This window comes from Novosphingobium sp. BF6 (genome assembly GCF_058273105.1).
Genome location: NZ_CM177775.1, coordinates 2007201 through 2033885 on the forward strand (window position 1 = coordinate 2007201; position 26685 = coordinate 2033885).

Consider the following 26685-nt stretch of genomic DNA (forward strand, 5'->3'; position numbering starts at 1 on the left):
TCAGAAAACTTGCGCGAAGACCATGTAGAGCGCGCCCGCCATCACGATCGAGACCGGCAGGGTCAGGACCCAGGCCATCAGCAGGTTGCGGATCGTGCTCATCTGCAGGCCCGACCGGTTCGCCGCCATCGTGCCTGCAACGCCAGACGAAAGGACATGGGTGGTGGAGACCGGCAGGCCGAGGTGGTCGGCGCCGAGAATCGTCCCCATCGCCACGAGTTCGGCCGCAGCGCCCTGCGCATAAGTCAGGTGGGTCTTGCCGATCTTCTCACCCACCGTCACGACGATACGGCGCCATCCGACCATCGTGCCGAGGCCGAGCGCGAAGGCCACGGCGATCTTCACCCAGGTCGGGATGAAGCGTGTGCCCGCATCGAGCGAGGTCTTGTAAGTGGCGAGGCGATCCTGCGCGGTTTCCGAGAGCGCTGCCGGCTTCTGCTTGCCCAATCCCTTGATCGCCTCGGAGGCGAGGTACATGTCATTACGGATATTGCTGACGGCGGCTGCGGGCACTTTTGCCAGCGAGCCATAGGCCATGACCTGCTGGTCGACGTCATGAACCAGGACCGCCAGAGCCGGGAGCGTTTCCGGGACGAAGCTTTTGTCGGCGATATAGGCGGTCACCTTCCGGCGTGCTTCCACCGCACTCATGTCGCTTCGCCCGGTGCCGCTTTCCAGCGCCGCTTCCGCCGCGATGGAGCGGCTGTGGAACTCGGCCATATAGCGCTCGGGAACCGCGCGGTTGAGTGCATAGGCTGTGGGGACGGTGCCGATCAGGATCAGCATGATGAGGCCCATGCCCTTCTGACCGTCGTTCGAGCCGTGGGCGAAGCTGACGCCGGTGCAGGTAAAGATCAGCAGGGCGCGAATCCACAGCGGCGGCGGAGCACCGTCCTTGGGTTCCTCGTAGAGTTCCTTCTTGCGGACCAGTACGCGCATGGCAAGAAACAGCAGTGCGGCGACGCCGAAGCCGATCAGTGGCGAAAATAGCAGGGCCTGTCCGATCTCGGCCGCCTTGCTCCAGTCCACCCCCGCCGTGCCGCCCTTCCCGTGCATCAGCGCATTGGCCACGCCGACGCCGATGATCGATCCGATCAGCGTGTGCGAACTGGAGGAGGGAATGCCCAGCCACCAGGTGGCGAGGTTCCAGAGGATCGCCGCCAGCAGGAGCGCGAAGACCATCGCATAGCCTGAATTCGATCCCACTTGCAGGATCAGTTCTACCGGCAGCAGCGAGACGATTCCGAAAGCCACCGCACCGGTGGAGACGAGAACGCCCAGGAAGTTGAAGAACCCGGACCAGACAACTGCCACGTTGGCGGGCATGGCATTGGTGTAGATCACCGTTGCCACGGCATTGGCGGTATCGTGGAAGCCGTTCACGAACTCGAAGCCGAGCGCGATCAGCAAGGCGACGAACAGCAGCAGGAACGGCAGGTAAGTGGTGGGCTCGACCCCGACCGCCGCCGCGTCCGAATAGACGCTGTAACCGACATAGAACAGCGCGGCGGCGATCGCCGCGCCGAAGCCGATCCGGCCTGCGGCGCCCAGCCCCTTGTCGAGTTCCGGTCGGGTACTGGCCCTGCCATCCGGGGCCGCAAGCGTTGCATTCATGGTTTCGCCTCAGTTTACGAGACGGAAACCTTACGGTCGTTCGATGACATAAATGCTGCGACGACAGGCGCAAACGCGCGCTGTCGCCGCAGGATGGGCGTCAGGCGGCCGCGGGTTGCGGACGGCCTGCAATCAGATTGTCGACCACCGAGGGATCGGCAAGCGTCGAGATATCGCCGAGATTCGAAAAGTCGTTCTCGCCGATCTTGCGCAGGATGCGGCGCATGATCTTGCCCGAGCGGGTCTTCGGCAGGCTGGGTGCGAACTGGATCACATCGGGCGTGGCGATCGGGCCAATCTCGTGGCGGACCCACTTGATGAGTTCGCGGCGGAGATCCTCGTCCGGCTCGACTTCGGCATTGCAAGTGACGAAGGCGTAGATGCCCTGCCCCTTGATCTCATGCGGCATGCCCACGACCGCCGCTTCGGCCACGGCGGGATGGGCCACGAGCGCGGATTCGACTTCCGCCGTGCCCATGCGGTGGCCCGAGACGTTGATGACGTCGTCGATGCGGCCGGTGATCCAGAAGTAACCGTCCTCGTCGCGGCGGCAACCGTCGCCGGTGAAGTAGGTGCCGGGGAAAGTCGTGAAATACGTCTGGAAGAAGCGCTCGTGATCGCCCCAGACGGTGCGCATCTGGCCGGGCCAGCTATCGGCAATGACGAGACAGCCGTCGGCGGCTCCCTCCAGCACCTTACCGTCGTTGTCGAGCAGCATCGGCTTCACCCCGAACAGCGGCTTGCTGGCAGAACCAGGTTTGAGCGCGGTGGCGCCGGGCAGCGGAGTGATCATGGCGCCGCCGGTCTCGGTCTGCCACCAGGTGTCGACGATCGGGCAGCGCCCCTCGCCCACGACTTCGTGATACCACGACCAGGCCTCTGGATTGATCGGCTCGCCCACCGAGCCGAGCAGGCGCAGGCTCTGGCGCGAAGTCTTCTTCACCCAGTCGTCGCCCTCGCGCATCAGCGCGCGCAGCGCGGTCGGCGCACCGTAGAAGATCTCGATCTGGAACTTGTCGACCACCTGCCAGAAGCGGCTCGGATCGGGGAAGTTGGGCACGCCCTCGAACATCACCGTGGTCGCGCCGTTCATCAGCGGACCGTAGACGACGTAGGAGTGGCCGGTGACCCAACCGATGTCCGCCGCGCACCAGTAGACCTGGCCGGGGCGATAATCGAAGACGTATTCGTGGGTCATCGAGGCCCAGACTGAATAGCCCCCGGTCGTGTGAAGCACGCCCTTGGGCTTGCCGGTCGAACCTGAGGTGTAGAGAATGAACAGTGGGTCCTCCGCGTTCATTTCCTCGGGCGGGCAATCGGCGGACTGCCCGGCCACGGCCAAGGCCCAGTCGATGTCGCGGCCCTCGACCATCGGCACATCGGCGCCGGTATGGCTCAGCACGATGACGGTATCGACGCCCGGACAGGCCTTGAGCGCCTCATCGACATTGGCCTTGAGCGCGATCTTCTTACCGCCGCGCAGGCCTTCGTCCGAGGTGAGGACGATGCGGCTGTCGCAATCCTGGATGCGGCCGCCGAGCGCGTCGGGAGAGAAGCCGGCGAAGACGATCGAGTGGATTGCGCCGATCCGGGCGCAGGCGAGCATGGCGACGGCGGCTTCGGGCACCATCGGCAGGTAGATCGTCACCCGCTCGCCGCGCTTAACGCCCCTGGCCTTGAGCAGGTTGGCGAAGCGGCAGACGGATTCGTGGAGTTCGCGGTAAGTGATCCGGCGCTCCGGGTTCTTCGGATCGTCCGGTTCCCAGAGAATCGCAACGGCATCGCCGCGCTCGGCAAGATGACGGTCGAGGCAGTTCGCCGAGAGATTGAGCGTGCCGTCGGTGAACCACGAGATGCCGAAGTCGGCTTCGTGGAAGCTGGTCTGCTTGACCACGCTGAACGGTTTGATCCAGTCGATCCGCTGCGCTTCCTCGCTCCAGAACCCATCGGGGTCTTCCAAGGAACGGGCGTACATGTCCTGGTAACGCGCCTCGTCGATCAGGGCGTTTTTAGCCCACTCGGTGGGCACGGGATAGATGGCCTCGGCCATGATGTCCTTCTCCTCTTGCCGGTATCCTCTCCGGCAGACTTCGTTCCCGGCGGGCTTGGGAGCCGCCGTTTCTCCGCCACATTAACCGATGAATCGCCAAGCGCCACTGTCTTCCGGCGACTTGTCTCGGCAGCGGGACATAAGCTGTGGGCTGTGTTAGCCTCAGCGCCTCCAGCGGGCGGTGTCGATGATCTCGATCAAGGCTTTGCTGCTGGAAAGGCTTATGAATCCGACACCTAAGAATCAGCGGAGTCTCGATCCATGTCCCTGAATGACGCCATCACGCTGCCCACCCGCTCGGGCATCGCGCTCGACGTTCGCCCGGCCCGGGAAAGCGACGCTGCGGCTCTCACGCAGTTCTTCGAACAGGTGACCGACGACGACCGCCGCTTCCGCTTTTTCGCGGCGGCAGACCGGGTGAGTGCGCAGCAGATCGCGCCGATCGTCAAGGCCGACCACTACCAGACCGAATCGTGGCTGGGCTTTTCGGATCGCGGAGAGATCATCGCTTCCGGCGTGCTGGCCTACGACGATGAGGGCGATACCGGGGAAGTGGCGATCTCAGTGCGCGCAGACCACAAGGGTCAGGGCGTCGGCTGGGCCATGCTCGACTTCCTCGGCAAGCAGGCGAAGCAGCGGGGCTGCAAGCGGGTGATCGCGATCGAGAGCCGAGAGAACAGCGCTGCCATCGAAGTGGAGCGCGACAAGGGCTTCATCCCCGAACCATTCTTCGGCGACCCCACGCTGGTTCTGCTGGCGAAATCCTACGACTGACGGTTTCGACACGCGCACACAAAAAAGGGCGGGCCCGCAAGGACCCGCCCTTCTCTTTCGTACGCCTGATCGCGGCTCAGATGTGGATCGCGCGTCCGTAAGCGGCCAGTACCGATTCGTGCATCGCTTCCGAGATCGTCGGATGCGGGAACACGGTCTGCATCAGTTCCGCCTCGGTGGTCTCCAGCGTCTTGCCGACGACGTAGCCCTGGATCATCTCGGTCACTTCCGCGCCGATCATGTGGGCACCGAGCAGCTCGCCCGTCTTGGCGTCGAACACGGTCTTCACGAAGCCTTCCGGCTCGCCCAGAGCGATCGCCTTGCCGTTGCCGATGAACGGGAAGGTCCCGGCCTTGACGGTATAGCCCGCTTCCTTGGCCTTCTCCTCGGTCATGCCGACCGAAGCGATCTGCGGATGGCAGTAGGTGCAGCCCGGAATGTTGTTCCGGTCGAGGCCGTGCGGGTGCACGTCCTTGTTGCCGAGCTCCTTGGCGATCGATTCGGCGGCGGTGACGCCTTCGTGGCTGGCCTTGTGGGCGAGCCAGGGTCCGGGCGTGCAGTCGCCGATGGCCCAGATGCCAGCGGCATTGGTGCGGCCGTAGTCGTCGATCTGGATGAAACCGCGGTCGGCCTTGATGCCGAGCGCTTCCAGACCGATTTCCTCGGTGTTGGGCACGATGCCCACGGCCGAGATGACATGGCTGAAGTCGTGCTCGACGACCTTGCCGTCCTTGCCCTTGATCTTGGCCTTCACGCCCTTGTCGGTGGCGGTGATCGCCTCGACGCCGGCGCCGGTCAGGATCTTCATGCCCTGCTTGGTGAGGGCCTTTTCGAGGAAGGCCGAGACGTCCTTGTCCTCGACGGGAACGATCCGGTCGAGCATCTCGACGACGGTGACGTCAACGCCCATGTCGTTGTAGAAGCTGGCGAACTCGATGCCGATGGCGCCCGAGCCCATGACCAGCAGTTTCGTCGGCATCTCGGACGGGGTCATCGCGTGGCGATAGGTCCAGATGCGCTTGCCGTCCGCCTTGGCGAAGGGAAGCTCGCGGGCACGCGCGCCGGTGGCGACGATGATGTGCTTCGCGGAAAGTTCGGTGGTCTTGCCGTCCTTGTCGGTCAGCGCCAGCTTGCCCTTGGCCACCAGCTTGCCGGTGCCCATGTGGACGGTGATCTTGTTCTTCTTCATCAGGTGCGTGACACCTGCGTTGAGCTGGGCTGCAACGCCGCGCGAACGCTTGACGATGGCGGCAAGGTCGGCGGTGATGTTGTCCGCGGCCAGGCCGTAATTCTTGGCATGCTGCATCTGGTGGAACACCTCGGCCGAGCGCAGCAGCGCCTTGGTCGGGATGCAACCCCAGTTGAGGCAGATGCCGCCGAGCAGCTCGCGCTCGACGATGGCGGTCTTCAGGCCCAGCTGGGCGGCACGGATGGCCGCGACATAGCCGCCGGGGCCCGAACCGAGGACGATGACGTCGTAGGTATCAGCCACTGTCTTACTTCTCCTGATCGATGGCGCGCGGTTGACCGAATTCGTTCACCGCGACGAAGGTGAACACGGCCTGTGTCACCTTCACTTCTTCCTCTTCGTGCCGGTGGCGGCGCCAGGCTTCGATGGCGATGGTCAGCGACGTGCGGCCCACGCGCTGGATCTCGCCGTAGACCGAGACCTCGTCACCTACCTTTACGGGCAGGTGGAACTGCATGCCGTCCATCGCCACCGTCACCGCGCGACCGCGCGAGCGACGGGCGGCGATCAGGCCGGCACCCATGTCCATCTGGCTCATCAGCCAGCCGCCGAAGATGTCTCCGTAGGCATTGGCGTCGGCCGGCATGGCCGTGACCCGGATCACCGGGTCACGTCGTGCTTCGGTCACTTCAGGCGACCATGCTGAGCGGCGTTTCCACGTATTCGCGGAAAGCGGCCATCAGGCGCGCGCCGTCGGCGCCGTCCACCGCGCGGTGGTCGAAGCTGCCGGTTGCGGTCATGACGGTCGCCACGCCGAGCGTGCCGTCGGGCAGCACCCAGGGACGCTTGTCGCCCGCACCGATCGCCATGATGGTCGACTGCGGCGGGTTGATGACGGCCGAGAACTGCTTGATGCCCATCATGCCCATGTTCGAGATCGAGGCGGTGCCGCCCTGATACTCGGTGGGCTGGAGTTTGCCTTCACGCGCCCGCTTGCCGAGGTCCTTCATGTCCTTGGCGATCTGCGAGAACGACTTGCCGCTGGCGTCGGTGACGATCGGGGTGATCAGGCCGCCCGGGATCGAGACAGCAACCGAAACGTCGGCGCGGGCGTACTTGATCAGTTCGTTGCCGGCGAAAGTCACGTTGCACTCCGGCACGTCCACCAGGGCACGGCCGAGGGCCTTCACGAGCATGTCGTTGACCGAGACCTTGACGCCCTGCTTTTCGAGCATGGAGTTGATCTCGCCGCGCAGGGCGAGCAGCTTGTCGAGGTTCACATCGACCGAGAGGTAGATGTGCGGCGCTTCCTGCTTGGACTGGGTGAGGCGCTTGGCGATCGTCTTGCGCATGCCCGAGAGCTTCTCGACCGAATGCGGGACGCGGTCGTCGAGCAGCGCGCGGGTTTCCGGCGCCATGTCGACGGCCGGAGCCTTGGCTTCGGTCGCGACGGGGGCGGCTGCCGGAGCAGCAGCGGGCTTGGCAGCACCGCCTTGCGCGCCTTCGACGTCGGCCTTGACGATGCGGCCGTTGGGGCCGGAACCCTTCACGGTGGCAAGGTCGACGCCCTTGTCGGCGGCGATGCGCTTGGCGAGCGGTGATGCGGCAACGCGGCCTTCCTTGGAAGCGGAGGCAGTAGCGGCAGGCGCAGGCGCTGCTGCGGGAGCCGGAGCGGCTTCGGCAGCCTTGGGTGCTTCGGTCTTGGCGGGTGCGGCGGCAGGCGCGGCGGAAACGGCGCTGGCGTCTTCGCCTTCACCGGCGAGGACGGCGATCACTGTGCCGACCTTCACGCCATCGGTGCCCTCGGCCACGAGGATCTTGCCGATGACGCCTTCGTCGACGGCTTCGAACTCCATGGTGGCCTTGTCGGTCTCGATTTCGGCCATGATGTCGCCGGAGCTGACGGTGTCGCCTTCCTTAACCAGCCATTTTGCCAGTTTTCCCTCTTCCATTGTGGGGGACAGGGCGGGCATCTTGATGTCGATGGGCATGGAAGCTTGTGTGTCCCTTGTTTTCCTTGGGGAGGTATGCGGGGTCCGCCTTTCCTTGGACAAGTTGTCGCGCGCACACAAGCGCCTTCGCGATCCTTTTTTCGCATTCGTGATGGCTTGCACCCCGTCCTGAATAGCCCGATAAGCCGCTTCGAGAGGAAACCCATGCGCATTTACCTGGTCATCGTCGACGAAACGGAAGAAGCGCTGGTCGCGCTGCAGTTCGCCGCGCGTCGCGCCGCGAAGACCGATGGTGCGCTGCATCTTCTCGCCGTGGTTCCGCCCCAGCCTTTCAACGCTTTCGGAGGGGTCCAGGCGACCATCGAGGAAGAGGCCCGCGCCCGCGCCGAGACGCTGGTGACGGCAGCGGCCGGAAACCTTTTATCACAAGGCGCTAAGATGCCGGTCATCTCCGTTCGCATGGGAGAGGACATCAAGATCGTACGCGAGTATCTGAAGGAGCACGGCGAGGTTTCCGCACTCGTGCTCGGCGCGGCGAAGGAAGGTGGGCCGGGACCGCTGGTCACGCACTTCACGGGGGCAGGACTGGGTCAGATGCCCTGCCCGGTCTTCGTGATTCCGGGGACGCTCGATGCCGAGGCGATCGAGCGACTGAGCTAAAAAACGTCATCCTGGATCGGGTCCGGGATGACCCGGAATCTTACTTCTTCTTGCGCCCCTGATGCCGGATATTCCCCGGACGTCCGCGCGGCGAGACGAAGTGCTTGCCCTTCTTCTTGAGGGGAACGGGCTTGCCGCGCTGCTCGATGCGGCCGCCACCTTCTTCCAGCTCGAACTTCAGCGCGCCGGTAAGCGGATTGGCCTCGGCCAGACGCAAGCACAGGATCTGGCCCATCGCGAAGGTGGTGCCGGTGCTCTCGCCTTCGAGGACTTGTGCCTTCTCGTCATAGGCGAAACGCTCGTCACCCAGGGTCGAGACCGGGACGAGCCCGTCACCGCCCAGACCGATGATCGTGGCGAAGAAGCCGAACTTCTGCACTCCGGTGATGCGGGTGTCGAAGACTTGGCCCACGCGGCCCGAGAGCCAGGCGGCGACATAGCGGTCGATGGTCTCGCGCTCGGCCTCCATGGCGCGGCGCTCGGCATTGCTGATCGCTTCGCTGACGCGGCCGAGATCGTCTCGGTCGCGTTCGGAAAGGCCCGAAGACGCAGGGATATCGCCCTCCGGCTTCGGCTGCTCCAGCCCATAGGCATCGACCAGGGCACGGTGGACCAGAAGGTCGGCATAACGGCGGATCGGCGAGGTGAAGTGGGCGTAGGAACCCAGCGCGAGGCCGAAGTGGCCTTCGTTGCGCGGCCCGTAATAGGCCTGGGTCTGGCTGCGCAGTACCGCTTCCATGATGAGCGCCTTCTCGCTCTCGTCGGCGATGTCCTTGAGCATGCGGTTGAACAGGCCCGGCGTGATGACCTGCCCCAGCGCCAGCTTGCGCCCGAAGGTGGCGAGATAGTCCTTGAGCGCGGTCAGCTTCTCGCGGCTCGGGGTCTCGTGGACGCGGTAGACCACCGGCGCGACTTTGGCTTCGAGGGCCTTGGCGGCAGCGACATTGGCGGCGATCATGAAGTCTTCGACCACGCGGTGCGCGTCGAACCGTTCGCGGATGGCGATTTCGGTGATGCGCCCCTGCTCGTCGAGCTTTACCCGGCGTTCCGGCAGCTCCAGCTCCAGCGGATCGCGCGCCGCGCGGGCAGCGGCCAGCAGCTTCCAGCAGGCCCAGAGGTCCTGGAGATGCTGCGGTGCCCGCTCCTCGTCGATGCGGGCCTGCGCTTCTTCGTAGGCGATGACTTCGTCGATCCGGACGAGGGCGCGGGTGAAGCGCCATTCGGTGACTTTGCCCTGCCCGTCGATCTTCATGTGGCAGGCCATCGCCGCGCGGTCCTCGCCGGAACGCAGCGAACAGACGTCGGCGCTGAGCACTTCCGGCAGCATCGGCACGACGCGGTCGGGGAAGTAGACCGAGTTGCCGCGCTTGCGGGCCTCGCGGTCGATATGGCCGCCGGGGCGGACGTAGAACGAGACGTCGGCAATCGCGACGAGGGCGTCGAAACCGCCCTGCTCGTTCGGCGTGGCCCAGATGGCGTCGTCATGGTCGCGCGCGTCGGAAGGGTCGATCGCGACGATGGGAAGATGACGCAGGTCCTCGCGCTTCTCGCGGCTGAGCGGCATCTTCGCCGAAGCCTCGGCCTCGGCGATGGTCTCGCCGTCGAAGTGGTTGGGAATGCCGTGCTTGTGGATCGCGATCAGGCTGAAGGCCTTGGGCGCCAGCGGCTCACCGAGCACTTCGGTGACCTTGACCGAGGGGCGCGCGGAGCGGCCGATCGGCTCGGCCAGCACCAGTTCGCCCTTCTCGGCACCGCCGAGATCGGAAATCGGCGAGGAATTGCGGATGCGCTTGTCAACCGGCGCCAGCCACGGCTTGCCCGCACCGTCGATCTCGACGACGCCGAGCATCTGTTCGGACCGCAGCATCAGCTTCTTCATCGGATAGGCGCGCCATCCGGTGGCGGTTTCCTCGGTACGCGCCAGCACGCGGTCGCCCTTGCGCAGCGCCGAACGGCCTTTCTCGATCAGGCGGATGCGCGGCGGCGGGGTGGCGTCGTCCGGTGTCCAGGTATCGGGGATGGCGACCGGCTCGCCCTCGTCCACTTCGACCACGCGCAGCACGGTGACCTTGGGCAGGCCGCCCATGCGGTGGAAGGCGGTGCGCTTGCCGTCGATCAGGCCTTCCTCGGCCATGTCCTTGAGCAGCGCTTTCAGCTGGATCTTCTCATGCCCCTTCAGGGCGAATTCGCGCGCGATCTCGCGCTTGCCGATGGGGTCGGCCGAGTTCTGGATGAGGTCGAGGATCTGCTTGCGCGACGGCAGGCCAGGTGCGGGCCGGTTCTTGGGAGGCATGGTTCCCGCCATGCGCCGGAATGGCCGTCAATGCAATGGTGCCGCGAGAGGCGGCACCATTCCCGGTCGACGTCAGGGCTGTTTTGCCGCCGCTTCACCGGCAATCGATACCGACTGCGCGGTGGTCGGCGCAGGCGCATGCTTCTCCCCGGCATTGGCCTTGAGGAAGAGTTGCCAGGACGACACCGCCAGCACGCAGGCCAGCAGAGGCTGAAGAATGCGGTCGGAAGCGTGCGACGACAGATAGCTACCGATCACCACCCCCGGAATCGAGCCGATCAGCAAGACGGCCAGAAGCGCGAAATCGACATCGCCGATGATCCAGTGGCCGAACCCGGCAATCAGGGCCAGCGGTACGGCATGGGCGATGTCGGAGCCGACAACACGGGCGACGGGGAGCTTGGGATAGAGCACCAGCAGCACGGTCATGCCGATGGCCCCTGCCCCCACCGAGGAGATCGAGACCGCGACGCCGATTGCCGCGCCCAATAGCACCGTTCCTGCCAGCACCCGCGAACGCGGGCGGGCCGGATCGATGTCATGCGCAAGCCTTAGCAGCCATTTGCGGCAGATCACCGCGATAGCCGTGACGCCCAGCAGTACGGCGAGCGAAGTCATGATAAGGTGCTCGGTGGAATTGCCGATCTTGCCGAACCACGACAGGAACCCGAGCGTCAGGATCGCCGCCGGAACGCTGCCGCAGGCCATCCGGCGCACGATCCGCCAGTCCACCGTCTCGCGCTTGCCGTGAACCGCCGAACCGGCGATTTTGGTCATCGCGGCGAACAGCAGGTCGGTTCCGACCGCTGTCTGCGGACTAACGCCGAAAAGCAGCACCAGCAGCGGCGTCATCAGCGAACCGCCGCCCACGCCAGTAAGCCCCACGAGCACGCCGACGAGCATGCCCGCAATCACGTGCAGGAAATCGAAATGCTGCGTCAGTGCCATGATTGCCCACCATTACTCGAAATCGCGCTTCTCCTGTCGCAGCGGGGCCTGTCACGACGGGCGCCGGTCCGACAACAAACATTTACTTGGCCCCGTGCCAGCAAGTCTCGCGCAGGGCAGGCCTTCGACCGGTAGAACTCGATCATCTGCGGGATTAGGGCAACTGGGCAAGCGGAGTAAACCCTCCGCCCGGTACGGCAGCGGCGATGGGGGAAACGCTGCCGTCCGCAGCGATCGAGCGGACGCCGAGAATCCAGTCGTCTCCGCGCAGACCGTCGAGCTTGACGCTCGTCTCGGTGGTGCGCGCGATCATCGGCTGCGCTTCCCATTCGGGGGCATCGGTGCGGCGGCGCCAGACCGAATAGGCCGCCGCCCCTGCGATGGGCTTCCAGGTCACGTCGGTCCAGGTCTTCACCGCAGCATCGGCCGTGGCGGTCGGCGGCATCGGCGCGGCAGCGAGAGCGGCCAGCGCGGCGATGTTGAGGCGTGTCACCTTGGCAAGATAGGGGAAGTCCATCTCGTCGATGGTGTCACCGTATCTGATGCCGTTTTCGGTGCGCAGGTCCTGGTGCTGGTGCTCGTAGTCCTCGATCGCGACCGAGAAGCGCACGGCGGGGTTGCCTTGTTCGAGGAACGGCAGCTGGTCGCCGCCGCGCCCCATGCGATCGGCGCGCCAGACCTGCCGGACCGCGAGGTCGCCCCGCACGCCGCCTGCGAGTTCGGCGATGAAGCGCGAGATGTTGCGCCCAGGACTGTCGTTCTCGCCGCCGAAACGGCGGGCGTCGGCGCGGGTCTTGTCGGTGGCGTCGGCGCGCGGGCCTTCCGAGAAGAGGCGGACATTCTTGTCATCGACGAGGCCGTCGGAACCGTGGGTGCCGCCGACGATGTCGTTGTTGAGCACGGCCTTCACCGTCCAGCCCTGCTGCTTCGCGTAGTCGGCCAGGAGCTTGCCACCGTAGAGGCCCTGCTCCTCGCCGGAAAGCGCGGCATAGACGATGGTCGTGGCGAATTTCCGCTTGGACAGGACACGAGCCGCTTCGAGGACCAGCGCGGTGCCCGAACCGTCGTCATTGGCGCCCGGAGCGTCGCTCTTCACGTCCATGACGTCGGTGACGCGGCTGTCGATATGGGCTTCCACGATCACGACTTCGTTGGGCCGTTCGGTGCCGCGCTGGATGGCGACGACATCGACCATCTTCACCGGCACCGGGATGCGCGTGCCGCTGACCATGGCCTCGGGCATGACCACTTCGAGGCAGTTTCCGCAGGCCTTGGCGGTCTTGCGGAATTCGTCGGCAGCCCAGCGACGGGCCGCACCGATCCCGCGCTTGGGATCCGTGTCGGAAGAGAGCGTGTGGCGAGTGCCGAACGAGACCAGCTTGGCCACATCCGCGCGCATGCGGGCTTCGGACACCTCGTCGGGAACTGGCTTTTGAGGCGAGTCAGCCGCATCGGCCGGAAGACTGGAGAGGATCGTGGCGGAAAGCGCAGTCGCGACCAGAAGCTTGTTCATAGAGGCGCTTGTCACGCCGGAGTGCCCGCTTGGCAAGGCCTCAGAAGCGGACGGGCGCCTCTCCGTAGCGGTTCGAACCCGGATTGGATGGCCAGACGCCGAAGATGATGACGATCAGAATCGCCGCGTAACCGAGCAGGCTGGCGGTCACCATTCTGGATTGCATGGCGAAAGCCGTCTCAAGATTGTCCGCCGAGACACGCTGCATGGTCGAGACGATCTCGTCCATTCTGGACCAGACGATCGCCTTGGAGGTGAGCGACAGCAGGAATGTCAGCAGCGAAATCCAGCCGGGCTTGCCGGAATCGTGCAGCCGCCGCGCGAAGGAGGCCAGCAGCAGCAGCCCTGCCGTGAGCGACACGATGGTCGAGAGCGTCATCGACGTGCGCATGTACCCGGCCATCTGTGCCATGACGCGGGCGTTCATGTCTCCTCCGGAGACGCCCTGCTGCGCGGCCACGAAGGCGCCTTTCATGATCCTGCCCATCATCGGCATGGCGATCGCCATGCCCACGGCGTACTGGATCACGATGAGGAAGAGGACGTAGAACCAGAAAGTCTGCCGCGCATCGCGGCCCTTGAAGTTCAGCAGGTTCGTCAGATTGTACTTGATCGATCCCAGCACGCCCTCTTCCTCCTTTCAGATCAGTAGGATCTCGCGACGTAGATACGTTCCACTGCCGCATCGCCGGTGAACACACAGTTACCGGAGACCGGCTGTGCGGTGAGCGGTGTGTTGCGGATGGTCAGCTTGAGCGCCTTCAGCTTCTGGACGACGGCTTCGAGCGCCGCTCCGGTCGGGCGCGACCATTCGACTTCGACCCAGCCCGGATAGCGCTTGTCGTCCGCGAAGGCGGCAGCCAGTTCGTCGAAACTGCCGGCGCGGGAGATGTTCGCCTCCAGCTTGCCCTTGGCTTCGGCGAAGAGCGAGGTCTGGATGTCCTCGATCTCGGTCACGGCGCGCGCGACGAAGTCTTCCTTGGCCAGCCCCACGAAGTTGGCCTTGGCCGCCTCGTTCCAGAGCCTGTCGCGGCGCAGCATCGAGACCTGCCCGCCCGCAGCATCGCGGCCGCCGATTTCGAGGATCAGCGGAACGCCCTTCTTGACCCAGGCCCAGCGCTTCTGCGTAGCCTTGCCCGGACGCTTGTCGAGCAGGACGCGTAGCGGTTCGTTCAGCGCGAACTGGGTGACGAGCGCCTTGCGCAGTTCCTCACAGTACGCGAGCAGCGCTTCGTCCTCGTCGTTGTCGCGCAGCATCGGCAGGATCACGATCTGGTGCGGCGCGATCATCGGCGGCACGCGCAGACCGTCGTCATCGCCGTGAGTCATGATGACACCGCCGACCATGCGGGTCGAGGTGCCCCAGCTGGTCGTATGGGCGTACTGCTGGGTACCTTCCTTGTCCTGGTACTGGATGCCCGCCGCTTCGGCGAAGCCGGTGCCGAGGTAGTGCGAGGTGCCCGCCTGGAGCGCCTTGCCGTCCTGCATCATCGCTTCGATCGAATAGGTCGCGACGGCGCCGGGGAAGCGTTCGTTCTCGGGCTTTTCACCGGCGATCACCGGCATGGCCAGCTCGGTCTCGGCAAAGTCGCGGTACATTTCGAGCGCGCGCAGCGTCTCGGTCATGGCGTCGTCGCGATCGGCGTGGGCGGTGTGGCCCTCCTGCCAGAGAAACTCGCTGGTGCGCAGGAACATGCGGGTGCGCATTTCCCAGCGCACGACGTTGGCCCACTGGTTGACCATGAGCGGCAGGTCGCGCCAGGACTGCAACCAGCGCGCCATGGCGGCACCGATCACCGTTTCCGAAGTCGGGCGGACGATCAGCGGCTCTTCCAGCTTCGCTTCGGGATCGGGGACGAGGCCGCCCTTGCCGTCGCCGACGAGACGGTGATGGGTGACGACCGCCATTTCCTTGGCGAAGCCTTCGACGTGCTCGGCCTCCTTGGCGAAATAGGACAGCGGAATGAACAGCGGGAAGTAGCAGTTGGTGACGCCCGCGGCCTTGATGCGGTCATCCATCAGGCGCTGGATGCGTTCCCAGATGCCGTAGCCCCACGGCTTGATGACCATGCAGCCGCGAACACCCGATTCTTCGGCCATTTCGGCTTCGGAAATGACTTCCTGATACCACTGGGCGAAGTCGTCCTCGCGCTTGGTGGAGAGGGCGTGACGAATGGCGGGCACGGGTGCTTCTTCCTGAACTGAGCGATGCGACGGACCATCCGTTGCATTCCGAGCAAGTCGCGGCGTGTGTTACGCGCCGCGAAAGCACCTCGCGCAGACCCTTATTTGCCCAGCGCGTCAAGCCTCTTCTGGATTTCCGCCATCTGATCGCGCAGCGCGGCAAGATCTCCGGCGTTCTCGGCGGCAGGAGGCGCCTTGGTTTCGGGCTTTTCGGCACCGGGCATGAAGGCAGAGGCGGCGGCCTTGAACATGGCCATGTTCTGTTCGGCCAGCTTCGCCAGCGGATTGTTGCCCAGACTGTCCTCGAAAGCCTTGTGCAGTTTCGTCTGGTTGGCCCGGAAGTTGTCCATCGAGGCTTCCAGATAGTGCGGCACCAGCGACTGCATCGAATTGCCGTACATGCTGATGAGTTCGCGCAGGAAGTTCACCGGGAGCATCTGCTCTCCGTTCGATTCTTCCTCCATGATGATCTGCGTGAGGATGGTATGCGTGATATCGGTGCCGGTCTTGGCATCGAGCACTTTGTAATCGACCCCTTCGCGGGTCATCTTCGCGAGATGATCGAGCGTGATGTAGCTCGACGAGCGCGTATTGTAGAGGCGACGGTTCGCGTATTTTTTTATGATTACCGTGTTGTCGTCCTGCGACGCCGTTTCAGCCATTGCCAATCCCCAATCTGCCTAATTTCCGGCCTGTACCGCACAAGTTACCACCCCGGGTTGTCGCAACGCAACACAAATTGCTGCGCAGCAAAACTCTGGAGGATTACCCCTCGCGGCCGAACCGTCTTCCCAGCAGGGTAAGCAGTTCGTATTGGGAAAGCCCGGAAGTGGCGGCAGCCTCGGAAAGAGCATAGTCCGCAGCGATCCAGTCGCCCTCGCCCACGTCCGGCGCATGGGTCAGGTCGACGACCGTGAGGTCCATGCTCACGCGGCCGAGCACCGGCAGTTCGTGCCCCTTGGCACGGAACAGGCCCTTGCCCGACCAGCAGCGCAAGTAGCCGTCCGCATAACCCAGCGCGATCGCACCGACCCGCATCGGCACCGGCGCGATGAAAGTAGCGTTATAACCGATTGTCTCGCCTGCGGGCACATCGCGGACCTGGAGGATCGCCGCTTCGGGACGGACCACCTGCCGCAAGTGCTCTTCCATGCCCGCGCGGGGAATACCGCCGTAGAGCGCAATACCGGGGCGGGTCAGGTCACCATGATAATCGCTGCCGAGCGCGATCCCGGCGCTGTTGGCGAGGCTGGCGCGCGCATGGCGCACTTGTCCACGCGCCTCCTGCCAGCGCGCGCACTGCGCGGCGTTGAGGTCGGTCTCTTCCTCGGCGGAGGCGAGGTGCGAGAGCAGCACGTCGATATCGAGCGCGGCAATCGCCTCGTCGCCCAGTTCCTCCAGGCGGACGCCCAGCCGGTTCATGCCGGTATCGACCATGAGGTGGCAGCGTCCACCGCCAGCATCGGTCCAGCGCCGGGCCTGCGCGAGCGAGTTGATCACGGGTGTCACGCCGGTTTCGCGGGCGAACGCGGCATCCTGCGCGGTCAGCGGGCCGTGCAGCACCGAAAGCGCAGCCGGGCTGACGCAATCGAGCAGGTCCTGCGCTTCCCCCCAGTGCGCGACGAAGAACTCGTGGCATCCGGCGGCGTGGAGCACCGGAACCACCTGCCGCGCACCGAGGCCATAGCCGTTGGCCTTTACCGCCGCCCCGGCGCGCGCGCTTCCCGACAGGCGGTCGAGCGCCAGCCAGTTGGAACGCAGCGCGTCGCGGTCGAAAGCGAGACGGAGGGCGGAAGCAGGAAATTCAGGAGACATCTTCACCATAATCGCGCGGAGGGCCGCCCCGCAGCCCCCAGAGCGAGACGGCAAGGGCAACCGCGACAACGCCCCAGGTATACCAAAGGCCCTGAAAAGGATTGCCGCTGTTTGCGACCATGTAGCTGGAAATCAGCGGAAGGAAACCGCCAAAGTACCCGGTGCCGATATGATAGGGGATCGACATCGAGCTGTAGCGGATGCGCGGCGGGAACATCTCCGAAAGCAGCGCGGCCACCGGACCGTAAGTCGCACCGGACAATGCCATCAGCAGTAACAATGTCGCACCGATCGCCAATGCGTCGCCAATGGCGGGGCGCACTTTAGTGAAATCGTAGCCTGCTTCGCCAAGCCATTGCTGCAACTGGGCACCCCGCGCCTTGCGGTCGTTCCACGGATAGTTTTCCAGCGGCAGACCGCGCCCACCCACCTGAAGCACCAGTTCGGGCGCCTGCGAAAGCCGATAGGAAACGCCGGCCCCGGCAAGGTCGCTCAGAAGCCCGCCGCAGCGGGTCGCCTGCTCGGCACGGAACGGGTTATAGTCGCAGTCCGGACCGACCACGAAGACCGGCGCCCGTTCGGCGGCGCGGGACAAGGCCGGATTGGCATGGCCTCCAATCGTCCAGAATGCCGGGAACAAGAGCGCGAGCGTCAGCGCATAGCCCCAGACGATCGGCTTCTTGCGTCCAATCCGGTCGGAGAGGCTGCCGAAGATCACGAAGAACACCATGCCGAGCGCCGCCGCGCCGCCGACGATCAGTTCCGCCGCCGTGTCCTCCATGCGCATTGCTCCCTTGAGGAAGCTGAGGGCCGAGAACATCGCGGTGTACCAGATCACCGTCAGCCCCGCCGCGATTCCGAAAAGCGCGATGAAGATGCGCCTGCGATTACCCGGATAGGTGAAGCTCTCAAGGAAGGGATTTCCGGAGACCTCCCCCTCCTCCCGCATGGCCCTGAACACCGGGCTTTCGGATAGCTTGAGGCGCATCCACAGCGATATCGCGAGCAGTGCGATGCTGAGCAGGAAGGGAACGCGCCAGCCCCAGGCCTGCCACAAGGCGTCGCTCATCGCCGCCTTGCAGCCCAGCACGACGATCAGGCTGAGCACGAAGCCGCCGACGACGCTCGCCTGGATGAAGCCGGTGTGGAAGCCGCGCCGTCCCGGCGGCGAGTGTTCGGAGACGTAGATTGCCGCGCCGCCGTATTCCCCGCCAAGCGCCAGTCCCTGAAGCACCCGCAGGAGCAGGATGACGGCCGGAGCGGCGAGGCCGATCGTACCGGCCGAAGGGACCAGGCCGACCCCCGCCGTCGCCACGCCCATCAGGGTTACGGTTACGAGGAAGGTGTACTTGCGCCCGAGTCGGTCCCCCAGATAGCCGAACAGCACCGCGCCGAGCGGGCGGAAGCCGAAGCCTACCGCGAAGCCCGCCCAGACCAGCAACGTCTCCAGCGTGGCATTGCCGGACGGAAAGAAGGTCTTGCCGATGATCCCGGCCAACGTGCCGTAGATGAAGAAGTCGTACCACTCGAACACCGTCCCCATCGAGGACGCGGCGATCACCAGCCGGATGTCGGATGCGCTCGGCCCTGCCGGACGCTCCGGAGCTTCCCCTGCCATTCAAAATTCCCCCTCCGGCCCCTGTTTCGAGGTCCGTCGGCGAGAAATCTAGCTTCGGTCTCAGCTGCTGGAAAGCGCCCGTTTGGCGGCATGCCAAGGGAGTAGGACCGCGCCGTGCCGGGCGGGATAGTCGCGCGCGCTGGCGATCGTTCCGAGACCGGGCCAATCGGGCAGCGTCCCCTCGCCCGAGAGCCAGAGCGCGATCGCCCCGCCCGCTTCGTGCAAGGCCTGGGGGCTGCGTCCTGCCGCAGCATCGGCGAAGATCGCGGCGGCGGCCTGGCCGATGGCGCAGGCCTGGCTGCGGATGCCGATGCGCTCCACGGTGCCGTCCTCGGCCAGCGCCAAGCCAAGGGCAATCGTCGACCCGCAGCTTTGCGAGCGTGCTTCGCCCTTGAGCGGCAGCGCCTCGTCCCAGGGATAGACCGCAAGCCGGATCGTCAGGCCCAGGACATCGGGGGTATAGAGCACGGCGGCGGACATCAGCCCGCTTTCGCCGATTCGGCTTCGCGCGCTTCGCGGCGGCGCTCGGAAATCATTTTCACCAGCGCCTCACTGCTGGCATTGACGAACGGATAAGTCCGCGCCTCCTTCATCCATTCGGGCCGCCCGCCCGGTCCCCATACGGTGTCGTAGCCGAGCACCAGGACCGAGAAGCCGAGGATCACGATGATAACGCCCTTCACCGCGCCGAAACCGAAGCCGAGCACGCGGTCGATCGGCCCGAGCACCGAGGCGCGGCTCTGCTTTCCGGCCCACTTGGCGACGAGCTTCACGACGATGAAGGGCACCAGCAGCAGCAGCGCGAAGGCTAGCACCGGCGTCGCCGTGCCCGAGCCACTGTAAGGCTCAAGCCAGGCGGACAGCGGGGTATGCAGCGTCCGGATCGCGAACACCGCGAAGATCCACGCGCCCAGCGCCAGGATCTCCTGCACGAAACCTCTCATAAATCCGGTGGCGGCACCCACGCCGACGAACACCAGAACAGCAATATCGAAACCGGTCATAGGGCCTCGAACTAGGCATCCGTCAGGATACGGTCAACGAGATTGGGCAGCATCGTCAGACCGGTGAACTGAATGCCCTTTGCCGTCTGTTCGGCATTGGTCCCGCCCGCCGGTCCGATCGCGCGCCCGAAACCGAGTTTGGCCGATTCGCGCTGACGGATCGATGAATGCGACACCGGACGGATCTCGCCCGCCAGCGAGACCTCGCCGAACCAGACCGCATTCTTGGGCAGCGGCTTGTCGCCCAGCGCCGAGATCAGCGCCGCCGCCACTGCGAGATCGGCTGCAGGGTCGGCGAGGCGATAGCCGCCGGCTACGTTCAGATAGACTTCTGCGCTGGAGAAATTGAGACCGCAGCGTGCCTCCAGAACCGCCAGCAGCATGGCCATGCGGCCCGAATCCCAACCGACCACGGCGCGGCGCGGCGTCGCCCCGCTCTGGAGCCGGACGATCAGCGCCTGAATTTCCACGAGTACCGGACGCGTGCCTTCCATGGCGGCGAAGACCGCGCTTCCCGCCATTTCCTCGTCGCGGCCCGAGAGGAACAGCATGGAGGGATTGCCGACCTCCGCCAGTCCCGCCCCTTCCATCGCGAAGACACCGATCTCATCCACGGGGCCGAAGCGGTTCTTCAGGCTGCGCAGGATGCGGTACTGGTGGCTGCGCTCACCCTCGAAGGCCATGACCACGTCCACCATGTGCTCCAGCACGCGCGGACCGGCGATCGTGCCGTCCTTGGTGACATGGCCGACCAGCACCAGGGTGACGTCGTTCTCCTTGGCATAACGGATCAGTTCGAAGGCGCAGCCGCGCACCTGGCTGACCGTGCCGGGGGCGCCCTCGATGGTATCCGAATGCATGGTCTGGATCGAATCGATCACCAGCAGGGTCGGCGCTTCCATCATGCCGAGCGTAGTCAGGATATCCCGCACGGACGTTGCCGAGGCGAGCTGGATCGGCGCTTTCGACAGCCCGAGTCGCTCCGCCCGCAGACGCACCTGTCCCGCCGCTTCCTCGCCGCTGACATAGACGACACTGCCCCCAGCCATGGCGATATGGGCGGAGGCCTGAAGCAGCAGGGTCGACTTGCCGATGCCGGGATCGCCGCCCATGAGGATTGCCGAACCGGGCACGAGGCCGCCGCCGAGCGCACGGTCGAACTCCGCAAAACCACTGGCGCGGCGCTTGGGCAGTTCGCCCGGCGCATCGAGCGGCGTGAACAGGATCGGCCGCCCGCCCGAGGACAAGTCGTGCTTGGAGGAGAAGACCGTCTGCGGCGTATCTTCCGCCAGCGTGTTCCACTCCCCGCAATCGGGGCATTGGCCTTGCCAGCGGGAGGAAACGCCCCCGCAGGACTGGCAGACATATCGACGCTTGGGCTTTGCCATGCCGTCTCGATTATCCGGAACGGAATGAGAACGCAATTGCCTTTCCCCAGCAATCGCGGCAACATGCCGGGATGCGGCAAAAGGAACTGCGGATCGCGCTGGTCTGCTACGGCGGCATCAGCCTTGCCGTCTACATGCACGGGGTCACCAAGGAACTCTGGAAGGCACTTCAGGCCAGCCAGTCGTTCTGGAGCGGAGGGGAAGCGCCAAAAGGTACGGCAAGCGTCTATCGCAAGCTTCTGCAAAGACTCGAATCGGGCAGCAATCTGCGGCTGCGCATCCTGACCGACATCGTTGCGGGCGCCAGCGCGGGCGGGATCAACAGCGTGTTCCTGTCACAGGCGATCCATTCCGGTCATTCGCTGGAGCCGCTGACTGAACTCTGGCTGGAAAACGCCGATGTCGACGTGCTGCTCGATCCAGAGGCGCGGGCGCGCAGCCAGGTCACGAAGTTCTGGGCGCGACCGCTGGTTTCCTATCTGCTCCACCGGCCCGGCAATGCCGTCAGCAGCAGCGTAGCGCCGGAAACGCGCGAGGAAGTGCGCGAGAAGCTGTCCCGCCTGATCCGTTCGCGGTGGTTCGAACCGCCGTTCAGCGGCATCGGCCTCTCGCGCCTGCTGGCCGGGGCCTTCACCGCCATGGCCGAAACGAAAGCCGGGCCACCGCTGCTACCGCACGGCCATCCGATCAACCTTTTCGTCACCGCAACCGATTTCAAGGGCCACCTCGAAACCCTGCGTCTGCACTCGCCGGAACTGGTGCTGGAAAGCGAGCATCGCCTTAGCATCGGCTTCGAGGCGCGGGCGGGATCCCCTGCCCTTGCGGCGATGCCGGAACTCCTGCTTGCAGCCCGCTCCACGGCGAGCTTCCCCGGCGCCTTTCCTCCGCTCCAGATCGCGGAAATCGACGGGCTGATTGCCGAACTCGGCGTGACTTGGCCAGAGCGCGAGGCGTTCTTCCGCCGCGTCATGCCCGAGCACAGCCAGCGCGGCGATCTGGAAAACGTCGCCCTCATCGACGGCTCCGTGCTCAACAACGCACCTTTCGCCGATGCCATGGGCGTGCTGCGCGACCGTCCGGCAACCCGCGAGGTGGACCGCCGCTTCGTCTATATCGACCCCACGCCCGACCGGACCGGCGCATCGATGCGGCAGGAGCGCAAGGCGCCGGGGTTCTTCTCGACGATCTTCGGCTCGCTGTCGTCGATCCCGCGAGAGCAGCCGATTCGCGACAATCTGGAAGCGCTCGAACGCGATTCGCAGGAAGTCGCTACCTTGCGCGCCATCGTCCTCGCCATGCGGCCCGAGATCGAGGAGACGGTGGACCGCCTGTTCGGCAACACCTTCTTCCTCGACCGGCCGACGCCCAAGCGCCTCGCCGCATGGCGCAACAAGGCGCAGCGGGCCGCGCTGGAGCAGGCGGGTTTCGCCTATCACGGCTATGTCCAGGTGAAGTTCTCCGGAATCGTCGGCAAGCTGGCGCGGTTGATCCAGGATGCGGCGCCGGAACTGGGTCTTTCCTCCAGCGAGCCGATCGCGCGGCGGCTGCACGATCACTTCGCCAGTATGGGACTGGATCGCATCGAGGGACTCAAGGGCGACGGCTCGCCGGGCATGATCGACTTCTTCCGTCGTCACGACCTCGCCTTCCGCATCCGCCGCCTGCGACTTCTGGCGCGGCGCGTCACCCAGGAATGGCAGCAGGAAGCGAACGTCAGCGAGGCCCAGCGGGACAAGGCGCGCGAAGCGATCTACGCAGCGCTGGCGCTCTATCTCGACCGCGAACCTGCGTCGGCGATGGGGGAAGCGTTTCCGGCGCTGGCGGCGGCCGCCTTCACCGATCCTTCCGCAGCCATCGATCACATCGAAGAGGTCCGCAGCCTTGCCGAAATCGACGGGCAAGTGGACGTGATGCTGACCGAGGCGCTTGAGGAAATGCCGCAGGTCCTGCGCCGACGGGTCCTGCTCGCCTATCTCGGGTTCCCGTTCTACGACACCGTCACCCTGCCCCTGCTGCGCGGCGAGGGACTGACCGAATTCGACCCGATCCGCGTCGACCGCATCTCGCCGGAAGACTGCCACATGATCCGCAAGGGGCCGGTGCTGCGCGGCACCGAGTTCTTCAACTTCGGCGCCTTCTTCAGCCGCGCCTATCGCGAGAACGACTACCTCTGGGGGCGTCTTCACGGCGCGGAGCGGATGATCGACCTGATTTCCTCGACGGCTGAAGGCGAGCACACCCTTCTCGAAGGCGAACTCTGGGCTTTCAAGCGCGAGGCATTCCTGGCGGTTCTGGAGGAAGAACAGGAACGCCTGACCGCCGATCCCGCGCTGGTACAGAGCGTACGGAACGAAGTGCTGCGCGGTGGTTGATCGGGAACTGAAAAAACGCCGCCCCGCATAATCCGGGACGGCGTTTTTCGTTCACATCGAAGATCGGACGGAGCTTATTCCGTCAGATCGCTCCAGGCTTCCTTGATCCGGTCGAAGAAGCCCTTCGACTGCGGGCATTCGTCACCGGTCTCGGTGGCCTGAAGCTCGCGGATCAGTTCCTTCTGGCGCGCGGACAGCTTTGTCGGCGTTTCCACGCTGATCTCGATGACGAGATCACCGCGGCCCCGGCCCTGCAGCACCGGCATGCCCGCACCGCGCTTGCGCAGCTGCTTGCCGGACTGGATGCCCGCCGGAATGTCGATCGAGAGATTCTCGCCGTCCATGCCGGGAATTTCGATCGAACCGCCCAGCGCCGCCGTGGTGAACGTGATCGGAACGCGCGTGATCAGCGTCGTGCCGTCCCGTTCGAACACCTTGTGGCGCTTGACGTGCAGGAAGATATAGAGGTCGCCCGGAGGCGCGCCGAACGGCCCGGCCTCGCCCTTGCCGGAAAGGCGGATGCGCGTACCCGAATCCACGCCCGGCGGGATTTCCACCTGCAAGGCCTGGGGTTTGTCGACCCGGCCCTCACCGCCGCAGGAGCGGCACGGCTTCTCGATCACTTCTCCCCGACCGTGGCAGGTCGGGCAGGTGCGTTCCACCACGAAGAAGCCTTGCTGAGCACGGACCTTGCCATGGCCGCCGCACATGTTGCAGCCGCGCTTGCCGGTGCCCGGCTCGGCGCCGGAACCGCTGCACGGTTCGCAGCTTTGCGAGACCTCGATGGTGATTTCAGTCTGCTTGCCGTGGAAGGCCTCGTCGAGGGTGACTTCCATGTCGTAGCGCAAATCGGCACCGCGACGGGCCTGCTGGCGGCCGCCGCCACCGAAAGCACTGCCGAAGATGGATTCGAAGATATCGCCGATATCGCCGAACTCGGCGCCGCCGGGATGACCGCCGCCACCGCCCATGCCCTGCTGGAAGGCAGCATGACCGTAGCGATCGTAGGCCGCCCGCTTCTGCGGGTCCTTGAGGCAGTCGTAAGCCTCGCTGATCTGCTTGAAGCGCGCTTCGCTGTCGCCGCAGCCCGGGTTCTTGTCCGGGTGGTAGCGCATCGCGAGGCGGCGATAGGACGATTTGATCGTCTTGTCGTCCGCAGTACGCTCTACTTCGAGCAGTTCGTAATAGTCGATTTCGGTAGCTGACACGTCTCGTTATTCCCCGCGTGCGACCTGGCCGCCACCGTCACTAAAAGTAACGATGGCGGCCACGCTTGTCATGAGGACCGATCAGCCCTTGTTTTCGTCGACTTCCGAGAACTCGGCATCGACGACGTCGTCGTCACCGCCAGCCGGAGCGGCTTCGGGCGAAGCGCCGGCAGCCTGTTCCTTCTCGTAGATGGCCTGACCCATCTTCATCGCGACTTCGGTCAGCGCCTGCGACTTGGCAGTGATCTCGGCGGGTTCGCCGCCTTCGATCGCCGTTTTGGTCGCGGCGATGGCCGCTTCGACTTCCGCCTTCAGACCGGCATCGATCTTGTCACCATGCTCGGCGATCTGCTGCTCGGTCGCATGGACGAGGCTGTCGGCGTTGTTCTTGGCCTCGGCGGCCTCACGACGCTTCTTGTCCTCTTCGGCGAACTTCTCGGCATCCTTGACCATCTGGTCGATGTCGGTGTCGGACAGACCGCCCGAAGCCTGGATGCGGATCTGCTGTTCCTTGCCGGTGCCCTTGTCCTTGGCGGACACGTTGACGAGACCGTTGGCGTCGATGTCGAAAGTGACTTCGATCTGCGGCACGCCGCGACGGGCAGCCGGGATGCCGACGAGGTCGAACTGGCCGAGCAGCTTGTTGTCCTGCGCCATCTCGCGCTCGCCCTGGAACACGCGGATGGTCACCGCCTGCTGGTTGTCCTCGGCGGTCGAGTAGACCTGGCTCTTCTTGGTCGGGATCGTCGTGTTGCGATCGATCATCTTGGTCATGATGCCGCCCAGCGTCTCGATGCCCAGCGACAGCGGGGTCACGTCGAGCAGCAGCACGTCCTTGACGTCGCCCTGAAGCACGCCGGCCTGGATCGCGGCGCCCATGGCCACCACTTCGTCCGGGTTCACGCCGGTGTGCGGTTCCTTGCCGAAGAAGTCCTTCACGACGTCACGAACCTTGGGCATGCGGGTCATGCCGCCGACCAGGACGACGTCGTCGATTTCCTTGGCCGAAATGCCCGCATCGGCGAGCGCCTTGCGGCAGGGTTCGAGCGTGCGCTGAATCAGGTCCGCGACCATCTTTTCAAGGTCGGCGCGGGTGACGGTCTCGACGAGGTGCAGCGGAGTGGTGGCGCCGCCTTCCATGCGTGCGGTGATAAAGGGCAGGTTGACCTCGGTCGTCGCCGTGGACGACAGTTCGATCTTCGCCTTTTCGGCCGCTTCCTTCAGACGCTGCAGGGCGAGCTTGTCGCTGCGCAGGTCCAGGCCTTCCTTGGCCTTGAACTTGTCGGCCAACCATTCGACCAGCTTGGTGTCGAAGTCTTCACCGCCGAGGAAGGTGTCGCCGTTGGTCGACTTCACTTCGAACACGCCGTCGCCGATTTCGAGGATCGAAACGTCGAAGGTGCCGCCGCCGAGGTCGTAGACGGCGATGGTCTTGCCGTCCTGCTTGTCGAGGCCATAGGCCAGCGCCGCGGCAGTCGGCTCGTTGATGATGCGCAGCACTTCAAGACCGGCGATCTGGCCTGCGTCCTTGGTCGCCTGGCGCTGTGCGTCGTTGAAGTAGGCGGGCACGGTGATGACGGCCTGCGTCACGGTCTCGCCGAGGTACGATTCGGCGGTTTCCTTCATCTTCTGCAGAGTGAAGGCCGAGATCTGCGACGGGCTGTAGTCTTCGCCGCCAGCCTGGACCCAGGCGTCGCCGTTCTTGCCCTTGACGATGTGGTACGGAACCAGCTCGGTGTCCTTCTTGGTCACCGGGTCGTCGAAGCGGCGGCCGATCAGGCGCTTCACCGCGAAAATCGTGTTGTCGCCGTTGGTCACGGCCTGGCGCTTCGCGGGCTGCCCGATCAGACGCTCACCATCCTTGGTGAAAGCGACGATCGAGGGCGTCGTGCGGGCGCCTTCGGAATTTTCAATAACCTTGGGCTTGCCGCCGTCCATGACGGCGACGCAGCTGTTGGTGGTGCCAAGGTCGATACCAATTACTTTTGCCATTATCCCCATTCCTCACGTCAGTGGATGACACCATGCGGATCGCCTCCCTTCCATAAGGCAAGGCGGCTTGCACGGCTCGATGACGTTCAAAGTCGTCGGAGCGGCATATAG

Annotated in this window: 21 protein-coding genes; 3 read left to right on the forward strand and 18 right to left on the reverse strand. The window is 65.0% G+C overall.

The window, feature by feature from the left end:
• Both AC4D6D_RS09765 and acs read right to left on the reverse strand, forming a co-directional pair.
• The gene (locus AC4D6D_RS09765; RefSeq protein WP_491325129.1) at positions 1 to 1614 is read right to left on the reverse strand and encodes an inorganic phosphate transporter; all 1614 of its coding nucleotides are present in this window, start codon (positions 1612 to 1614) and stop codon (positions 1 to 3) included.
• 100 nt (positions 1615 to 1714) lie between these two features.
• A complete protein-coding gene (acs, locus tag AC4D6D_RS09770) occupies positions 1715 to 3664 on the reverse strand; it encodes an acetate--CoA ligase (RefSeq protein WP_491325130.1) in 1950 nt (649 codons plus the stop codon).
• Between the two features lie 261 nt (positions 3665 to 3925).
• Here acs and AC4D6D_RS09775 point away from each other — a divergent pair, with 261 nt between their 5' ends.
• Complete coding sequence (locus tag AC4D6D_RS09775) at positions 3926 to 4438, forward strand: GNAT family N-acetyltransferase (RefSeq protein ID WP_147214901.1); 513 nt, start codon at positions 3926 to 3928, stop codon at positions 4436 to 4438.
• Between the two features lie 76 nt (positions 4439 to 4514).
• Here AC4D6D_RS09775 and lpdA read toward each other — a convergent pair whose 3' ends face one another.
• From lpdA to AC4D6D_RS09790, 3 genes are read right to left on the reverse strand one after another with little or no spacing between them, the layout of a single operon-like run.
• On the reverse strand, positions 4515 to 5930 hold the full coding sequence (lpdA, locus tag AC4D6D_RS09780) for a dihydrolipoyl dehydrogenase (protein WP_491325131.1): 1416 nt from the start codon (positions 5928 to 5930) through the stop codon (positions 4515 to 4517).
• Positions 5931 to 5934: 4 nt separating this feature from the next.
• A complete protein-coding gene (locus tag AC4D6D_RS09785; RefSeq protein WP_147215812.1) occupies positions 5935 to 6273 on the reverse strand; it encodes an acyl-CoA thioesterase in 339 nt (112 codons plus the stop codon).
• A gap of 43 nt (positions 6274 to 6316) precedes the next feature.
• Positions 6317 to 7618, reverse strand: a complete 1302-nt coding sequence (locus AC4D6D_RS09790; protein ID WP_491325132.1) for a pyruvate dehydrogenase complex dihydrolipoamide acetyltransferase — start codon at positions 7616 to 7618, stop codon at positions 6317 to 6319.
• Between the two features lie 165 nt (positions 7619 to 7783).
• Between AC4D6D_RS09790 and AC4D6D_RS09795 the strand changes: the two genes are divergently transcribed.
• Positions 7784 to 8239: a universal stress protein gene (locus AC4D6D_RS09795; RefSeq protein WP_086490535.1), complete on the forward strand. Its 456-nt coding sequence runs from the start codon at positions 7784 to 7786 to the stop codon at positions 8237 to 8239.
• A gap of 40 nt (positions 8240 to 8279) precedes the next feature.
• Here the strand turns inward: AC4D6D_RS09795 and rnr are convergent, their stop codons facing one another.
• The 11 genes from rnr to radA form a co-directional block, all read right to left on the reverse strand.
• The gene (rnr, locus tag AC4D6D_RS09800; RefSeq protein ID WP_491325133.1) at positions 8280 to 10532 is read right to left on the reverse strand and encodes a ribonuclease R; all 2253 of its coding nucleotides are present in this window, start codon (positions 10530 to 10532) and stop codon (positions 8280 to 8282) included.
• A 72-nt stretch (positions 10533 to 10604) separates the two neighbouring features.
• Positions 10605 to 11480, reverse strand: coding sequence for a sulfite exporter TauE/SafE family protein (locus AC4D6D_RS09805; protein ID WP_147214910.1), 876 nt, complete (start codon positions 11478 to 11480; stop codon positions 10605 to 10607).
• 154 nt (positions 11481 to 11634) lie between these two features.
• Entirely contained in the window at positions 11635 to 12993 is a 1359-nt protein-coding gene (locus tag AC4D6D_RS09810; protein ID WP_491325134.1) for a M28 family peptidase, read from the reverse strand.
• Positions 12994 to 13033: 40 nt separating this feature from the next.
• Positions 13034 to 13618, reverse strand: a complete 585-nt coding sequence (locus AC4D6D_RS09815) for a DUF805 domain-containing protein (RefSeq protein WP_491325135.1) — start codon at positions 13616 to 13618, stop codon at positions 13034 to 13036.
• 20 nt (positions 13619 to 13638) lie between these two features.
• The gene (proS, locus tag AC4D6D_RS09820) at positions 13639 to 15177 is read right to left on the reverse strand and encodes a proline--tRNA ligase (protein WP_491325136.1); all 1539 of its coding nucleotides are present in this window, start codon (positions 15175 to 15177) and stop codon (positions 13639 to 13641) included.
• Positions 15178 to 15278: 101 nt separating this feature from the next.
• Positions 15279 to 15839 (reverse strand): polyhydroxyalkanoate synthesis repressor PhaR, encoded by a 561-nt coding sequence (gene phaR, locus AC4D6D_RS09825; protein ID WP_147214920.1) that lies wholly within the window; start codon positions 15837 to 15839, stop codon positions 15279 to 15281.
• A gap of 103 nt (positions 15840 to 15942) precedes the next feature.
• The gene (gene alr, locus AC4D6D_RS09830; protein ID WP_491325137.1) at positions 15943 to 16992 is read right to left on the reverse strand and encodes an alanine racemase; all 1050 of its coding nucleotides are present in this window, start codon (positions 16990 to 16992) and stop codon (positions 15943 to 15945) included.
• The gene (locus AC4D6D_RS09835) at positions 16982 to 18610 is read right to left on the reverse strand and encodes an MFS transporter (protein ID WP_491325138.1); all 1629 of its coding nucleotides are present in this window, start codon (positions 18608 to 18610) and stop codon (positions 16982 to 16984) included. The genes alr and AC4D6D_RS09835 overlap by 11 nt, the downstream gene beginning before the upstream one ends.
• A gap of 60 nt (positions 18611 to 18670) precedes the next feature.
• Positions 18671 to 19090, reverse strand: a complete 420-nt coding sequence (locus tag AC4D6D_RS09840; RefSeq protein WP_491325139.1) for an iron-sulfur cluster assembly scaffold protein — start codon at positions 19088 to 19090, stop codon at positions 18671 to 18673.
• The gene (locus AC4D6D_RS09845; protein WP_491325140.1) at positions 19090 to 19614 is read right to left on the reverse strand and encodes a CvpA family protein; all 525 of its coding nucleotides are present in this window, start codon (positions 19612 to 19614) and stop codon (positions 19090 to 19092) included. Before AC4D6D_RS09845 ends, AC4D6D_RS09840 begins: the two co-directional genes overlap by 1 nt.
• An 11-nt stretch (positions 19615 to 19625) precedes the next feature.
• Positions 19626 to 21002: a DNA repair protein RadA gene (gene radA / locus AC4D6D_RS09850; RefSeq protein ID WP_147214930.1), complete on the reverse strand. Its 1377-nt coding sequence runs from the start codon at positions 21000 to 21002 to the stop codon at positions 19626 to 19628.
• 71 nt (positions 21003 to 21073) lie between these two features.
• On the opposite strand from radA, the gene AC4D6D_RS09855 reads away from it, so the two are divergent.
• On the forward strand, positions 21074 to 23374 hold the full coding sequence (locus AC4D6D_RS09855) for a patatin-like protein (protein WP_491325141.1): 2301 nt from the start codon (positions 21074 to 21076) through the stop codon (positions 23372 to 23374).
• 74 nt (positions 23375 to 23448) lie between these two features.
• Here AC4D6D_RS09855 and dnaJ read toward each other — a convergent pair whose 3' ends face one another.
• Entirely contained in the window at positions 23449 to 24582 is a 1134-nt protein-coding gene (gene dnaJ / locus AC4D6D_RS09860) for a molecular chaperone DnaJ (RefSeq protein ID WP_147214934.1), read from the reverse strand.
• A gap of 81 nt (positions 24583 to 24663) precedes the next feature.
• Complete coding sequence (dnaK, locus tag AC4D6D_RS09865; RefSeq protein ID WP_491325142.1) at positions 24664 to 26574, reverse strand: molecular chaperone DnaK; 1911 nt, start codon at positions 26572 to 26574, stop codon at positions 24664 to 24666.
• Positions 26575 to 26685 lie beyond the last annotated feature (111 nt).

Coding starts and splice junctions, on each gene's coding strand:
- AC4D6D_RS09765 (WP_491325129.1), bottom strand. CDS start 1,614: ATGAATGCAACGCTTGCGGCCCCGGATGGCAGGGCCAGTACCCGACCG.
- acs (WP_491325130.1), bottom strand. CDS start 3,664: ATGGCCGAGGCCATCTATCCCGTGCCCACCGAGTGGGCTAAAAACGCC.
- AC4D6D_RS09775 (WP_147214901.1), top strand. CDS start 3,926: ATGTCCCTGAATGACGCCATCACGCTGCCCACCCGCTCGGGCATCGCG.
- AC4D6D_RS09785 (WP_147215812.1), bottom strand. CDS start 6,273: ATGCCGGCCGACGCCAATGCCTACGGAGACATCTTCGGCGGCTGGCTG.
- AC4D6D_RS09790 (WP_491325132.1), bottom strand. CDS start 7,618: ATGCCCATCGACATCAAGATGCCCGCCCTGTCCCCCACAATGGAAGAG.
- AC4D6D_RS09795 (WP_086490535.1), top strand. CDS start 7,784: ATGCGCATTTACCTGGTCATCGTCGACGAAACGGAAGAAGCGCTGGTC.
- rnr (WP_491325133.1), bottom strand. CDS start 10,532: ATGCCTCCCAAGAACCGGCCCGCACCTGGCCTGCCGTCGCGCAAGCAG.
- AC4D6D_RS09805 (WP_147214910.1), bottom strand. CDS start 11,480: ATGGCACTGACGCAGCATTTCGATTTCCTGCACGTGATTGCGGGCATG.
- AC4D6D_RS09810 (WP_491325134.1), bottom strand. CDS start 12,993: ATGAACAAGCTTCTGGTCGCGACTGCGCTTTCCGCCACGATCCTCTCC.
- phaR (WP_147214920.1), bottom strand. CDS start 15,839: ATGGCTGAAACGGCGTCGCAGGACGACAACACGGTAATCATAAAAAAA.
- alr (WP_491325137.1), bottom strand. CDS start 16,992: ATGTCTCCTGAATTTCCTGCTTCCGCCCTCCGTCTCGCTTTCGACCGC.
- AC4D6D_RS09835 (WP_491325138.1), bottom strand. CDS start 18,610: ATGGCAGGGGAAGCTCCGGAGCGTCCGGCAGGGCCGAGCGCATCCGAC.
- AC4D6D_RS09840 (WP_491325139.1), bottom strand. CDS start 19,090: ATGTCCGCCGCCGTGCTCTATACCCCCGATGTCCTGGGCCTGACGATC.
- AC4D6D_RS09845 (WP_491325140.1), bottom strand. CDS start 19,614: ATGACCGGTTTCGATATTGCTGTTCTGGTGTTCGTCGGCGTGGGTGCC.
- radA (WP_147214930.1), bottom strand. CDS start 21,002: ATGGCAAAGCCCAAGCGTCGATATGTCTGCCAGTCCTGCGGGGGCGTT.
- AC4D6D_RS09855 (WP_491325141.1), top strand. CDS start 21,074: ATGCGGCAAAAGGAACTGCGGATCGCGCTGGTCTGCTACGGCGGCATC.
- dnaK (WP_491325142.1), bottom strand. CDS start 26,574: ATGGCAAAAGTAATTGGTATCGACCTTGGCACCACCAACAGCTGCGTC.